Source organism: Companilactobacillus insicii, assembly GCF_003946015.1.
Lineage (GTDB): Bacteria > Bacillota > Bacilli > Lactobacillales > Lactobacillaceae > Companilactobacillus > Companilactobacillus insicii.
Genome location: NZ_RHNU01000022.1, coordinates 1 through 14,864, shown reverse-complemented (window position 1 = coordinate 14,864; position 14,864 = coordinate 1). Strand labels below are relative to the sequence as shown.

12 protein-coding genes are annotated in these 14,864 nt (G+C 35.5%); 7 read left to right on the top strand and 5 right to left on the bottom strand.

All coding sequences use genetic code 11. The features are described 5' to 3' along the window. The first annotated feature begins 93 nt into the window (after positions 1-93). Together EKM79_RS07920 and EKM79_RS07915 are read left to right on the top strand one after the other, a co-directional pair. A complete protein-coding gene (locus tag EKM79_RS07920) occupies positions 94-1,125 on the top strand; it encodes a branched-chain amino acid aminotransferase (RefSeq protein WP_125567633.1) in 1,032 nt (343 codons plus the stop codon). 119 nt (positions 1,126-1,244) lie between these two features. Continuing rightward, on the top strand, positions 1,245-2,162 hold the full coding sequence (locus EKM79_RS07915) for an L-lactate dehydrogenase (RefSeq protein ID WP_125567631.1): 918 nt from the start codon (positions 1,245-1,247) through the stop codon (positions 2,160-2,162). A gap of 421 nt (positions 2,163-2,583) precedes the next feature. On the opposite strand, the gene EKM79_RS07910 is transcribed toward EKM79_RS07915, so the two are convergent. The 5 genes from EKM79_RS07910 to EKM79_RS07890 form a co-directional block, all read right to left on the bottom strand. Beyond that, a complete protein-coding gene (locus EKM79_RS07910) occupies positions 2,584-3,324 on the bottom strand; it encodes an ABC transporter ATP-binding protein (protein WP_125567629.1) in 741 nt (246 codons plus the stop codon). After that, complete coding sequence (locus tag EKM79_RS07905) at positions 3,325-4,335, bottom strand: taurine ABC transporter substrate-binding protein (RefSeq protein WP_125567626.1); 1,011 nt, start codon at positions 4,333-4,335, stop codon at positions 3,325-3,327. Next, the gene (locus EKM79_RS07900) at positions 4,332-5,108 is read right to left on the bottom strand and encodes an ABC transporter permease (protein WP_125567624.1); all 777 of its coding nucleotides are present in this window, start codon (positions 5,106-5,108) and stop codon (positions 4,332-4,334) included. Before EKM79_RS07900 ends, EKM79_RS07905 begins: the two co-directional genes overlap by 4 nt. A gap of 64 nt (positions 5,109-5,172) precedes the next feature. Then, positions 5,173-6,876, bottom strand: coding sequence for an FAD-dependent oxidoreductase (locus EKM79_RS07895; protein ID WP_125567622.1), 1,704 nt, complete (start codon positions 6,874-6,876; stop codon positions 5,173-5,175). Positions 6,877-6,888: 12 nt separating this feature from the next. After that, a complete protein-coding gene (locus tag EKM79_RS07890; RefSeq protein WP_125567620.1) occupies positions 6,889-8,220 on the bottom strand; it encodes a YeeE/YedE family protein in 1,332 nt (443 codons plus the stop codon). A 130-nt stretch (positions 8,221-8,350) separates the two neighbouring features. Here EKM79_RS07890 and EKM79_RS07885 point away from each other — a divergent pair, with 130 nt between their 5' ends. From EKM79_RS07885 to EKM79_RS07865, 5 genes are all read left to right on the top strand, one after another. Continuing rightward, on the top strand, positions 8,351-9,271 hold the full coding sequence (locus EKM79_RS07885; RefSeq protein WP_125567618.1) for a LysR family transcriptional regulator: 921 nt from the start codon (positions 8,351-8,353) through the stop codon (positions 9,269-9,271). A 63-nt stretch (positions 9,272-9,334) separates the two neighbouring features. Then, on the top strand, positions 9,335-9,808 hold the full coding sequence (locus tag EKM79_RS07880) for a nucleoside 2-deoxyribosyltransferase (RefSeq protein WP_125567617.1): 474 nt from the start codon (positions 9,335-9,337) through the stop codon (positions 9,806-9,808). Between the two features lie 165 nt (positions 9,809-9,973). Beyond that, complete coding sequence (locus EKM79_RS07875) at positions 9,974-10,777, top strand: SLAP domain-containing protein (protein ID WP_125567615.1); 804 nt, start codon at positions 9,974-9,976, stop codon at positions 10,775-10,777. 281 nt (positions 10,778-11,058) lie between these two features. Next, the gene (locus EKM79_RS07870; RefSeq protein ID WP_125567613.1) at positions 11,059-13,251 is read left to right on the top strand and encodes a glycoside hydrolase family 65 protein; all 2,193 of its coding nucleotides are present in this window, start codon (positions 11,059-11,061) and stop codon (positions 13,249-13,251) included. 63 nt (positions 13,252-13,314) lie between these two features. Continuing rightward, the gene (locus EKM79_RS07865) at positions 13,315-14,319 is read left to right on the top strand and encodes a cation diffusion facilitator family transporter (protein ID WP_246005653.1); all 1,005 of its coding nucleotides are present in this window, start codon (positions 13,315-13,317) and stop codon (positions 14,317-14,319) included. The last annotated feature ends 545 nt before the right edge of the window (positions 14,320-14,864 follow it).

Sequence of the window (14,864 nt, the reverse complement as noted above, 5' to 3'; positions counted from 1 at the left end):
CTGTTCCTCATTTAAGGTTGACTTAACCCTACAATAAGCACTAATATACAAATTAACTTGAAATTTACTATTTTTAATAAAGGAGCAATTTTTATGGCAAAAGCAGATGCATCCAAACTAGACTGGAATAATTTAGGATTTGAATATATGGATTTACCTTACCGATATACTGCACATTGGAAAGATGGTGCTTGGCAAGACGGTGGTCTTACTGAGAACAGTACCCTTCCGCTAAGTGAAGCAGCAGTTGTCCTACATTATGGTCAAGGTGCCTTTGAAGGAATGAAAGCTTACCGTACTCCCGACAATAAAATTCAATTATTTAGACCCGATCGTAACGCAGCACGCCTAAAAAATTCAGCTGAAAGACTATTAATGCCTGTTTTTCCTGAAGATAAGTTCGTTGATGCTGTTAAGCAAGTGGTCAAGGCTAACGCTGATTTTGTCCCACCATATGGAACCGGCGGAACCTTATACATTCGTCCACTACTAATCGGATCAGGAGCAACAATCGGTGTACATGCTGCACCTGAATATATCTTCACTGTCTTTGCTATGCCCGTGGGAAGTTACTTCAAAGGTGGCATGACCCCTGTTAACTTCACCACATCACAATATGATCGTGCAGCACATAAAGGAACTGGACAATCAAAAGTTGGTGGTAATTATGCCGCATCACTATTACCCGGTGATAATGCACATAAGGATGGCTTCGCCGACTGTGTCTACCTAGATCCGGTCAATCACCAAAAAATCGAAGAAGTTGGCTCAGCCAATTTCTTTGGTATTACAAAAGATAATGTATTTGTCACTCCTAAATCACCATCAATTTTGCCATCCATTACAAAATATTCACTATTATGGTTAGCAGAACATCGTCTAGGCCTCGGAACAGAAGAAGGAGATGTCTATATCGATCAGCTAGACCGCTTCAAAGAAGCTGGAGCATGTGGTACCGCTGCTGTTATTTCCCCAATAGGCGGACTAGAACACAATGGAAAACTACATGTTTTCTACGGTGAAACTGAAGTAGGCCCTGTCACAAAGAAACTTTACGACGAATTGACAGGCATTCAATTTGGTACTGTTGAAGCACCCGAAGGTTGGATTCAGGTTGTAGATTAATCAGAGAGTGGAACAATGCTCGGAAGTTGCTTTGTGTAACTCGTTTAATCAGAAAGTGGAACAAAGCGTAATGATGAAATTTGTATCAACAACACAACATTAAAAAGGGAATTAAAAATATGAGAAAAATTGGAATTATTGGAATCGGGCATGTAGGTGTTACCATCGCATATACACTGGTAACTAAAGGAATAGCTGATGAATTGATATTAATTGATAAAAATGAAAAGAAAGTAATTTCTGAACAATTGGATTTACAAGATGCACAAGCTCGTCTTGATACCAGTACTATTATTAAAATTCAGGATTACTCCGAGTTGAAGGATGTCGATATACTGTTCCTAACAGCTGGAAAAATTGATGCTGCTAAAGAAACTGGTAATCGTTGGGCAGAATTCGAATATACAAAGGCTATGATTAAGGAAGTTGCTCCTAAAATAAAAGCATCAGGCTTCAACGGTGTTTTAATCGACACAACTAACCCTTGTGATGCCATTACTCAATATCTCCAAAAGTCAGCGGATCTAACAATTACTCAAGTTATGGGTACAGGTACTTTTCTAGACACTGCCAGAATGCAACGTGTTGTTTCAGAACAATTTGGTACCAACTCAAAGAATGTTACTGGCTATACACTTGGTGAACACGGAGATTCTCAATTCGTCGCATGGTCAGGAGTGCGAGTAAATAATCATCCCTTAGACGAATTCGCTAAACAACAAGGTAAAGCACTCAATTATGATGAACTTGAAGAAAAAATCAGAAAAGCTGGTTTAGCAGTATATCAAGGTAAAGGTTATACTAGCTTTGGCATCGCTACTTGTGCTGTCAAATTAGCACAAGCGGTGTTTTCCGACGCACAATTCGAATGTCCAGTTTCTTGTTACAATAAGGAATTCGATACATACATTGGTCAACCAGCAGTCATCGGTAAAAATGGTGTCGAATTCGTCAATGAGATAAAACTCACTGACAAAGAAAAAGCTAAATTCAAAAATTCGGCTGAAACTATTAAAGAAAAATTTGAAACGATGTAAAAGTAAAGACGCTTATGAAATTGGTTCTTTCTCCAATTTGGTTACAGAATAAAACATAAAAAAAGCTAGATATTTTTCTGGATTTATACCAGGAAAAAATATCTAGCTTTTTGATTATATTAAACTTCAAATAATATAGCACTTGTTTATCGACTTAGTTATATAGTATAAAAAACGACAAATGTATTAGTCTCTGAGTGCAATAAATGTTGGCTGTAGTGAAGGTGGTGTTGTGGCTTTAGCCATTACACCACGGAACGAGTTTTGAAATTCGCGTTTTTTTTGCGAAGTTCAAAATCGAGCTTGGAGACCTTGGCTCCAAGCGGTTCCCACAGCGCCAATATTTCTTGTACCCAGAGCAGAGACGGCACCTAACCAAACTCGAGAAAGTACCTGAAATCATAATTTCATAAGCGTCTTTTTAGATTATCTGTTTTAAAATATCATTCTTATAGTTCATATAATTAGCATCGATATCTTCTGAACTAATATTAAAATACGGATTATCAACAACCTTCATCGGTAATCCCTTATCTGGGGTCATTATAGCAATACGATTTCCCAATTTAATGGCCTCATCAATATCGTGCGTAATAATAAAAAAGGTTAGATGAAGTGATTTCCACAAATCCAAAATAACTTTATGAATATCATTACGAGTAAATTCATCCAAAGCCCCAAAGGACTCATCAAACATGACTACCTGCGGCTGATTGGCTAATGCACGAGCGATTGCTACTCTTTGCCGCATACCACCTGATAACTCAAAAACGTAATCATCTTTCTTATCAGTTAATTGAACCTGATCTAATAACGTATCAACTCGAGACTGAATTTCAGCTTTATCAAAATGTCTCATTTTTAAACCAAATCCAATATTATCTGCTACATTCAACCAAGGATATAAGGCGTTGTTTTGAAAGACAACTCCTAGTTTCCAATCGGGACCGGTTATAACTTCACCATTTAGTAATACTTCACCTGCAGTCGGTGGAATATATCCTGCCATAGTATTGAGTAACGTGCTTTTTCCACAACCAGATTTCCCTATCACAGTAATGATCTCGCCACGATTAATATCAAGATTAAGAGATTTAAGTGTTGGCTCACTTGCTCCTGGATAAGTGAGCGTTAAGTTTTTTACTTCGATTAATTTTTCCACTTATTTATCCCCCAATTCATCTATATATTTAGTAACAACAAATTTTCTTATCTCATTTTTTGTAGGCGCATGATCAATTGTCTGTTGTTGTGCCATAAATTTGCCAGTTATATATAACTGTTCTTGAAACTTACGAGACATGAATTCTTGTTTTACCATTTGCCTTGCGGTTAACCATTTTGATGTTCCAATTTGTGATTTTGCTTCTTCAAACCTCAAATCATTCTGCCTTGATGCAGCGGTAATAATTTCCTTAGGTTCAGTTTGCATTTCTTGATGAGTCCGATTTAATTGCTTTAGCAAACCCGTTACTAATTCAGGGTGACTACGTTCGAATCCGCCGCGTACCAAAGTTATATTTGCCGTCACACGATTTTGATTACGTAAATCTTCACTGGTAATCAAGAAATGACCATTCTTAAGCATTGGCGTCAAAGTTGGCTGCCAAGTATAAGCTGCCGAAATATCACCACGATTCCAAGCAGCAACAATATCTTGGGTATCCATATCTAAAAGTGAAACCTTATCCAATAAATTATATTTTTCCAATGTCATCATCAAGCTGTAATGAGAGGTAGATGCAAATGGTGTTGCAATCTTTTTACCTTTTAAATCTTTGAAACCTTCAATCCCGCTACCATTCCTAACTACCAAGCCTTCATTATTGCCTAATACATCATTTACCCATATCAACTTGGCATCAATTTTAGACGACATGGCGACAACACCGTTGGTATCTCCCATAGTTGCAAAATCCACATCGCCTGAAATCAAAGCTTTATTAGCGTCTACACCTGAATCAAAAATAATATATTTTGTCTTGATATGCTTCTTTTCAAAATAACTACTCAAGTAATTTAGTTGCCTAGCAGCGGCAACGTCATTAGGAACTTGTAAGATACCGATTCTTACTTCAGTAACCTTCTTTGGATCATTTTTATGGTTAGAACACCCCGACAATACTAAAAGAAAAGCAAACAGTAAAGTTAAAATTCTGATTGTTTTTTTCATGATTTTCCACTCCAAAATACAATCTTTCTTTCAATTAATTTTAATAATTGATCTAGAAAAACACCCGTGATACCTAAAATAATAATGCCGACAAACATAACGTCACTCTTCAAATACTTAGAAGCATTGATAATCATCCAACCAATTCCATATGTAGCGGCAACCATCTCAGCGGCAACAACCGTTGTATAGGCCATACCAACTGCTGTTCTAATACCTGTAAAAATATCTGGCAAAGCTGAAGGAAAAATAACGTGGAAGAAAACTTGTTTGGAGGTAGCACCTAACGATTCAGCACTCTTTACATAATCACTATTAACCTTCTGAACTCCAGAAATACAAGCCAAATAAATCGGTGCAAAAGCTGCTAAATACAACAAAACAACCTTTGATGTCTCACCAATACCTACCCAAAGAATCAATAATGTGTAATAAGCCAGTGGTGGAATCGGTCTAATAAATTGAATTATAGAATCAAATATTGAATAAACAACCTTAATTCGTCCACTGATCAATCCTAAAGGTATTGCAGTGATAATTGCTAATGCAACCGCACTAAGCAATCTAATCATTGTTATTAAAAAGTGATACCACAATGGAATACCATTATAACCATTCTTACTTAGACTTATAAAAGTTGAAATAACTTTTTCAGGACTTGGTAACAAGATCTCAGGTGTAATTTTATACATGGTAACTAATTGCCAAACAATTAATAACACAACCCATGTAATAACTGTAATCGCCCAATAATTTTTCTTCCTTAGCCTCATATTTCCCTCCGAAAAAAACTAGACGTGATATAAATACCACGCCTAGTTGTATTACATATATCTACTACAATAAATCAAATCTGTAATCGTCAATAATAGGATCTCTATCATCAACAGTATCATGATAATATTCATACTCTGATAATCCTAAGAATGAACCAACAATATTATAAATATTGTTATATCCTAAATTACCTAATGCACGAACCATATTATAACTACGCTGACTTGATAGACAGTGTACATATACCGGTACATTATGAGGAATTTCATCTAATCTATCTCTGAACTCACTCAAAGGAATATTGATTGCTCCCTTAATATGTCCCTCTTTATATTCTTTTGGCTCACGGGCATCAACAATCATTGCCCCACTTTCTACTAAGCCACGTACTTCAGACATACGAACTTGTTTGAATTCGCCATTAAGAATATTAGTTGCAACCAAGCCAGCCATATTAACGGCATTCTTTGCTGTACTAAACATTGGTTGATAACACAATTCAAGGTTTTGCAAGTCTTCAACATGACCATGCATTGAGATCATTGTAGCAATAACATCAACTTGCTTGTCGACCCCACTTTCACCAACTGCTTGAGCACCAAGAATCTCACCAGATGGAACTCCAAATATCAATTTGAAGTATAATGGTTTAGCGTTTGGCATCAATGCCACCTTATCCTTTGGAATTACCATTACAATATCATAATTAATTCCATTCTCTAGGCATTGCTTCTCTGTTAATCCAGTTGAAGCTGCGTTCATCTTGAACAATTTAATTACTTGCGAACCAATAACTCCACGTTGTGTTGCTTGTCTTCCATACATATGATCTGATGCTGCACGTGCTTCCATTTGAGCTGGGAAAGCAAGATCAAGACGTTGTTTCTTTCTAGTGATCATATTTGTAACCTCGATTGCATCACCAACAGCATAAACATGTGGAAGGTTTGTTTGGTAACCTTGGCCAACCGCGATTGCACCAGTATCACCTAATTTAACACCTATTTTTTCAGCTAGAGCAACGTCTGGTCTAACACCAATTGCCATAACAACAACATCAGTAGGAATAGTCTTACCAGAGGCTAAGGTTACTTTTGTATCTGAAACTTCTGATACACCATCATCAACAATGAGATTTACGCCATTGTCGATTACTTCTTTATGAAGGATTTGTGCCATATCATCATCAATTGTTGCCATAATATGATGAGCAGCCTCAACTAATGTAACATTTTTGCCACCTTCAACTAGGTTTTCCATAACCTCAAGTCCAACGAAACCACCACCAACGACAGTGATGTTGTTAGCATTAATATTATCGATATAACCAGCTAAAGCCTTAATGTCTTCAACATTACGAACTGTAAAGACATTCTCATTATGAATTCCCTTAATTGATTCTGGCAAAATAGGAACAGCACCTGGTGAAAGAACTAACTCATCATAATCTCTAGTACTTGTCTCACCTGTAATAGTATCTTTGATCGTAACAGTTTTATCTTTATAATCAGCATCAATAACTTCGGTATTAACTTCAGCATTAATATTGTATTGCATCTTAAACTGTTGGGGGTTCATCAAAACAATGTCATCGGCATTTTCAATCGTTCCACTCAGATGATATGGTAAAGAACAATTAGAAAATGAAACATTTGGTCCCTTCTCAAACATTGTGACTTCAGCACTCTCGTCCAATCTTCTAACTCTGGCAGCAACAGATGCTCCACCAGCAACTCCACCTACTACTAATACTTTTTTACTCATTACAATTCCTCCTTAATTTGTTGCCATATTCATATTTGATAATTCATATCTAGGTAAGATGTTTACTTTACCTTCAAACATCTTGATACCGACCATTCCACCTAATACTAGGAATGCCATAAATACATAGCCATGGACTGAGAAATTACAAATGGATGAATATAATGCACCGATATTACATCCACGGGCACATCTACTACCAAATCCCATCAACAATCCACCAGTAGCATATATCATAAAGTCTCTAACATTAAACCTGAACTTAAATGAGAATCTACCTGCCATCAAAAATGCGATGAAAGCACCAAATACTAGACCGATATTTCTAATCGTACCTCCATCAACTAATAAGCTACCTTGCATTGCTTTAGCAGTTTCATCAAATGCTGGTGAAGTAAATTTCATCCCAAATAGTCCTAAGAACTTCTGATCTAATGAAACAAATGGAGTAGTAACTCCCCATGCTTTACCCGTAGTAACCAAAACAAAAATAGCACCAATAGAAATTCCTATAGCTCCAGTAATGAAACTCCATCTTTCAACGAAAAACTTATGATAAGTTTCCCATGAAGACAAACTAAATTCTTTATCATTTGTATTAACGGGTTTTTCATATTCTAAATAATCCGATTTAGGATCCGTATACATCCCAATTTGTTTCTTATGATTCTCGTATTTTTTAGCAACAATATATAACCCAAAGAAAATCAATAGTGTAACGAAAATGGCACCGCCGTAACCTATGTATTGAGGCATCCATCCTTGAATACCAATTTTTCCAATTGATGATTGATCAAGTTGATATCCTACCCATTGGCCAGGTGCTGCTGCAAGAACGAAGAATGGCAATGCAACCCACGAATGTCCTTCTCCTTCACCAAAATCTGATAGCGTACCACTGGCACATCCACCAGCCATCAACATACCCATACCGAACAAAAATCCACCTAATGCTGTCGAAATATTTCCAAGTCTAACATTCTGTGTACCCGGAATAATTGCTTGACTATCATTGGTAACTAACCAAGCTGGAATTGCTCCACCACTGGCAGCCGCCCATTGAATACCAACATTAACAATTGCTGTAAGTGAAAACATAATTAACAGTGCTACTGTCAGACTAGATTCACCACGATAGAATACACGCTTTATTCCACCGGCAAAACCAAATCTTGATCTGGTCAATACATAACCAATCATTAACCCTGCAAATAAAAACATTGGTAATTTATTAACTTGACTATATAAATAAAATGCCCAAATAATTGTAAGTACGAATAAGCCTATCCCTATCATTGGTTGCTTAGGATTTAATCCATAGCTTTTCATTTTCTGTGCAATCATAATATCTCCCCTTCAATCAAAAATGTGATATTGTTAACAATCTCTAGTTGAAGTATACATCCATTGATATGCCTAATGAAATTCCATTTAATGTGATAAGCTATAACCAAATTGGAATAGAGGACAAAATATGCAAAATTACGATGAATTATTGAACTACTTCAACGCAATATTGAATTATGGTAGCTTCTCAGCTGCGGCAGATCGGTTATTTATCTCACAATCTTATTTAAGTAAAGTTATCCTAAAAGCTGAAAAAGAACTTGGCGCAACATTATTGGACAGATCACACCACCCTATAACCCTAACTTTTGCGGGTGAAAAATTTATGGCGGGGTTAGAAAAGATTGCCTTCGAAAAACGTAACCTTGTGCAAGAAATCTTCGATATTGCAAATAATAAAGATGGAAGAATTAGTGTTGGTATAAATCAATCTATTGCTTCAACATTTCTTCCAGAAATTTTACCTGTATTTCATAGCAAATATCCAAATGTTCATATAACACTATCTGAAGACCCATCAGCAGAATTAGAATCTGAATTACTTCATCAAGATTTAGACTTTCAGATTCGCATGTTGCCAATATATACTAATAAGATTCAATTCACTCATCTGAAATATGAACCAATATACTTAATAATAGATAAGGCTTCCCCACTAATTGTTTCTGGAAAAACAAAAATTGAAATTTTGGAATATGATTTTGAAAAGCTAAATTCTACTAATTTTATTTCATTATATTCAGGTTCAGGCTTTTCACGATTACTAGAATCATTCATTAGCAGGCACGAGCTAAATTTGAATTCAATGTTAAAGGTAAAATCTATCCTTACGTCCGCAACTCTAGCATACAAAGGTCTAGCTTCAACCTTCATCCCAGAATCATTTCTCAATAGGGATTTTGATTCGAGTTTATGTAATATATACAAAATAAGTCCTAATGTTCTAAAAATGAACGTCGTTATGGCATCGCTAAAAGATAGAGAATTCACCGATGAAATGAAACTATTTCAAAAAAGTGTTCTACGGAGTTTTTCTAACTTCGATTAATCGCCATATACAAAGTCAAAAATGATAATATTAAACTACTAATACATGAAAGAAGGATTTTTAATGAAGATTTATTTCGCAAATGGATTATTTTCAGAGGCGGATCGCATGTACAACGACATGGTTGTTAAAAAGATTCGTGAAATGTCCAATGATATAGAAGTCTACCTACCACAAGAAAATGGCGATATTAACGATAAGATGAACTATGCTGACTCAATTAAAATTGCTCAAGAAGACAATAAAGAACTTCTTTCATCTGACTTAGTCGTAGCTGTCTTAGATGGTGATACTATGGACGACGGCGTGGCTACAGAGATCGGATTAGCCTTTGGTAAGGAGATTCCTGTTGTAGGTCTTTGGACTGACCTACGTCAACATGGTTTCAACAATCCTGCAAAACTAGAAGCGGTTAAGACAATTGGAGAAAATCCATTTGGATATATAAACAACTATACAATCGGCTTAATTAAGATGAACGGCGTTGTTATCAACACTGTTGACCAGCTTTTGGTAGAGGTTAAGAAGTACCTCTAATATTTCAATAGTGTTACATGAACTTTACAGTTGGATTATACCTAATTTACGTTTAGGTTATATCCAACTTTTTTTGTCTTATACGTTATATGATGTTTCTCGGTTAGAAAATTTAAATAAAATTATACAAATACATTTTTAATTATCTAAGGGGATATATCTTTTATGAAAATCAAAAGTTTCGCTGCTTCACTATTAACTGTTGCTTCACTTACACTTGTTACTCTAGGTTCAACTTCAAATGTTCAAGCTGCTTCAGTTGCTACACAAGCTGTGTCAGGCGTTCTTTATATCAACAATGCATCTGGCGCACAAATCTACGGAACACCTACTAAAGAAAACGGAATTGCTACTACTGGTGCCAGCCTCGTTAACAATTCTTCATGGAAATACAACAAAGCTACTAGCGTAAATGGTGAACTATTCTATGCTGTTGGTAAAAACCAATGGATCAAAGCTTCAGATACAAGCTCACAACCAATTACACAAGCTACAAAAGTTAATAAAGTTATGTACGTTAAAGCAAATGGTCAAGTAAATACTTACAGTTCAGCTGGCAATGGCTACTACACTGGTACAGTTATTGGTGGCTACGGTTATAACGTATCATCATCAACTACTGATGCTAATGGTCAAACATGGTACCAAGTTGGTCAAAACCAATGGGTGCCTGGTCAATACATGTCAGATGACAACGTTACACAAACATTAACAATGAATGCTACTGCATATGATCCAGCCGTTCTTGGCTCAAACATGGGATACAGCGGTGTTGCTGCTAACTTATCAAAATTCCCTAAGGGAACACATCTAAGAATCACTGATGGTAATGGTAAGACTTACGATCGTGTTGTTAATGATACTGGTATGTTCGCATACAGCAATCCTAACCAATTAGATATTGCTATGCCTAACTCAGAAGCATTATCATTTGGTCGTCAAAATGTTACTGTTGAAGTTTTAGGTTAAAGATTAGAGAGTGGAGAAAAGCGGTAACTCCTGAGCATTAGCTAGGATAAGGAAGGTGCCAACGAAGTTGGTGCATTTCTTATTCGTACTAAGCGCAGGGAGTTGCTTTTCGTAACTCATTTTAGATAATAAAATTAAAAGTCATAACACTTAGTAAATTATGAGTGTTATGACTATTTTTTTAACATCTTTTATATTTGTTTAAACATATCTATTGTATTTAATATAATTCTCATTATAATTATCTTTGAAAGCATCTCTATATTTGGAAGGAGAATATTATGGATTCAAATAAATTCATCTTAAATCTCAAAGACTTACAAGAAAAAGATACGCCATTTTTAGAGACTATTTTTTCAATTGCAAATGGACATTTTGGAGTACGTGCAAGTAATCCTATTACTGATGCGGAGAATTTTGATACATTAGTAAATGGTTTTTACGAAAAATCTCCAATTCATTACGGAGAATCAGCATACGGTTACGCCAAATTCAATCAGACAATTGTTAATATTACTAATCTACGTCACATCAAAGTAACTAATACTGACGGCATTGACTTCAATAGATCAGAATTAATTTCTATGAAGCTAAATATGAAAAATGGTACTTTAACAGAGGACTATCATCTATTTAATACAGTAAATGATGAGATAAGAATGGAAATCACCTCTTGTATCAGTCAACACAATAGAAACTGGTACGGTATTTCTTACAAATTCAGTCCTATAACTTATAATGGCAAGCTATCCATCAGCAAAACCGTTTTATTTGATACAACTGCTAAAGTTATAAACTCCAACGATCCACGTAAATCAAATGTTTCGTATCCTCTTTCTGTTTATGGGGAACGCAAATCCTATAATTCATATAGTTGCATCTTGGCAACTAAGCAATCTAACTTGACCGTTCCGTTTGTACTGCGGACTGCGAACAAACAAGATCAATTGATAAATATGACAGTGGATATTAATGACAAGCCAACAATTCCTTATATTATTGGCATTGGAAATATCTCAAAAACTGGGGATGTAGAATCATTGCCAGATCATACACTAGAAGAAATCAATAATGACGCTCAAGAATTCTGGCATAATGTATGGCAAAACTCCGAGGTAACTATAGAAGGTGCCCCACAATTAAATACCGCCATACTTTATAACATGTTCCAGTTAAATCAATCAGCTGGTAAGGACGGTAAAACTAGCTTAGCTGCAAAGGGATTAAGTGGGACTGGATATGAAGGACATTATTTCTGGGATACCGAAACTTATGCACTACCATATTTTTCATATACATCACCAAAGATTGCCAGACGTATGCTTAAATATCGTTACAGTACCCTACCTCAGGCAAAGAAGCGTGCAGCTGAACTCGGCGTCAAAAACGGAGCATTATTTGCTTGGAGAACTATAAATGGCGAAGAAGCTTCAGCATTCTTCCCTGCAGGAACTGCTCAATATCATATTGATGCCGATATCGCCTATGCTGTGGACTTATATTGGAAATCTAGCGGTGACTTTGATTTCATCGAAAAATATGGATTTCCAATAATACTTGAGACCGCCAGATTCTGGGCATCATTCGGTAACTGGAAAAATGACAAGTTCGAATTCTGGTCAGTAACTGGACCAGATGAATATACAGCAATAGTTAATAATAATTATTACACTAACAGAATGGCAAAACATAACCTAGCTTTAGCTAAAAAATACGCTGATATGTTAGTTAAACAACATGACATTCAACTATCCAACTATGGTACAAATATTGATGAAATCATCAAACTAGATCAAATCTCACAAGCAATTTATCTACCATTTAGTAAAGAAAAAGAAATTAATGCTCAAGACGATAGTTTCTTGAACAAACCGTTATGGCCATTCGATGAAGTACCAAAAGATAATTATCCACTGCTTCTACACTACCATCCTTTGACAATCTATCGTTATCAAGTCGCCAAACAGGCGGACACTATACTAGCCGAATACCTATTCCCAGATGAAATTTCTAAAGAACAACTGAATCGTGAATATGATTACTACAACTCTGTTACTACTCATGATTCATCATTATCTAAATCAATCTTTGGAATTATTGCATCACGACTTGGTAAACCAAGTGTAGCTTTTGAGGCATTTCAGGAATCAGCGTTCTCAGACTTATTAAACAAGCATGGTAATACTGAAGATGGACTTCACATTGCTAACCTCGGTGGAAGTTGGCTATCAATTGCTTCAGGATTCTCTGGATTAAAACTTTATGACGATAAAATTTCCATTGAAAACCACGTTCCGGAACAAATCCAAGGATTCACTTATCATATTATGTACAAGAATAGTTTGTTAAAAATAACTATTAACCATGATGTTTCCAAGATTAAATTGATGAATGGAATCCCTGCACAAGTTGAACTATGCGGTACTGAAGCAACCTTAAATAAAAATAAACCTGAAATTTCGATAAGTAAATAAAAGTGCTGGGATATTTTCCCAACACTTTTTTAGTGCTAATATATCCACCTAGAGGTATTAATAATGGATAATTTTTATACACACATAATGAAAGAGAATCGACTGCAGTCTGAAGCCACCGATAAAGAAATTAAAAGACTAAAAACATCTGTAAAGTACTTGTGGATAAATATTTTTATTTATCTAGCAATAACCGGTATCGAATATTTTCTTTCAATCGTTGGACACTCACAATCATTGAGAGCCGATGCCTTCAATAATTTATCTGGCGTTATTTCAACTGCTTTGTTGATATTCGGTATTTATGAAGCAACTAATGTTGACGATGATGACTTTGTCGGAACACCACTGCCTAAGTATCTAAGAGGAAAAACCGATATACAGTTATCAAGATTTCGACTTGAAGCAGTATTCACACTAGTTACTAGCTTTGTAATCATTGTTATTTCCGGCCAAATCATTATCCAAGGAACTATTTCCTTGTTCACTTCTAAATCAGCCATCCACCCTAATACTTATTCTATTATTGGTGCTGCGATTGCCAGTGTTATGATGATTTTTGTTTGGATGATCAACAAAAGTTACGGTAAGAAACTAAGTAATTCATCATTATTAGCTGCCGCAAAAGACAGCTTAGGAGATTTAGTTACCAGCGTTGGTACATTACTAACACTATTAGGAACAGTCTTTTTAAAGATTCAATGGCTTGATGATACTGTCAGTATTGCAATTGGTTTATTTATTTTATGGTCTGGCCTTCAAATATTTCAGGAAAGTACTTTGAGTTTGACCGATTATTTTGATCCTAAACTAGAAGATAAAATGAGCGATTTTGTTTCTAAAATCAATGGTGTCAAAAAGGTACTGAAAATAAAGGGAAAACAAAACGGTAATATTACAACCGTAAATATTACCATTATGGTTGATCCAAAGATGAATGCAGTGGATATTTATCTATTAGACGAACGTATTGAAGAGCAACTACGTGTTTCATTTAATATATTCGATGTCCACATACAGATTGTTCCTGATCCATCTAGCGTTAAGAATTTATCTATAAAATTATAAATAGCAGCGTACTTCACGCTGCTGTTTTTGTACAACAAAAAAGACCCCGTCCAACTGACGAGGCCAATTCTTTTTGAAGTGGTAAGATGAAATCCACTGTAGTTTCATCAACTTCTTATTTATCACTTTACTGTAAATCTGAATCTGAATCTTGCTACCGTAAAAACAAATCTTACTACTAACACTTGTTTGTTCAACTAAGGATCCTAGCAAACCATGTATTGAGATTGCGCGACTACTATAATTAAGTCGATTTTATGTTAACTTTTGTTGCTAGTTCCAAAATGCCGTTGAACCGTACTACTCTAATTCTTCGTTGCTCTTTATTAATCCTACCAGCCTCCTAACGGAAACAGTTAAAACTTTTTAATTAGCATCAAATTTTTTAGGGCTACAGTTCCTGGCATTTCATCTTTACCACGTCTTTAATATATCATTACCCGAAAGCGTTTGCAACATTTTTAGGTTCTATACTTTCTGGTATTGATGAATAATCAATACCAGTTTTTTTATTCCCTTTTAACACAAAAAGAACATCACTGTTC

Excerpts from the sequence above, each read along its gene's own strand:
- EKM79_RS07880 (WP_125567617.1), top strand. The coding sequence starts at position 9,335 with ATGAAGATTTATTTCGCAAATGGATTATTTTCAGAGGCGGATCGCATG.
- EKM79_RS07885 (WP_125567618.1), top strand. The coding sequence starts at position 8,351 with ATGCAAAATTACGATGAATTATTGAACTACTTCAACGCAATATTGAAT.
- EKM79_RS07920 (WP_125567633.1), top strand. The coding sequence starts at position 94 with ATGGCAAAAGCAGATGCATCCAAACTAGACTGGAATAATTTAGGATTT.
- EKM79_RS07895 (WP_125567622.1), bottom strand. The coding sequence starts at position 6,876 with ATGAGTAAAAAAGTATTAGTAGTAGGTGGAGTTGCTGGTGGAGCATCT.
- EKM79_RS07870 (WP_125567613.1), top strand. The coding sequence starts at position 11,059 with ATGGATTCAAATAAATTCATCTTAAATCTCAAAGACTTACAAGAAAAA.
- EKM79_RS07875 (WP_125567615.1), top strand. The coding sequence starts at position 9,974 with ATGAAAATCAAAAGTTTCGCTGCTTCACTATTAACTGTTGCTTCACTT.
- EKM79_RS07900 (WP_125567624.1), bottom strand. The coding sequence starts at position 5,108 with ATGAGGCTAAGGAAGAAAAATTATTGGGCGATTACAGTTATTACATGG.
- EKM79_RS07890 (WP_125567620.1), bottom strand. The coding sequence starts at position 8,220 with ATGATTGCACAGAAAATGAAAAGCTATGGATTAAATCCTAAGCAACCA.
- EKM79_RS07905 (WP_125567626.1), bottom strand. The coding sequence starts at position 4,335 with ATGAAAAAAACAATCAGAATTTTAACTTTACTGTTTGCTTTTCTTTTA.
- EKM79_RS07915 (WP_125567631.1), top strand. The coding sequence starts at position 1,245 with ATGAGAAAAATTGGAATTATTGGAATCGGGCATGTAGGTGTTACCATC.
- EKM79_RS07865 (WP_246005653.1), top strand. The coding sequence starts at position 13,315 with ATGGATAATTTTTATACACACATAATGAAAGAGAATCGACTGCAGTCT.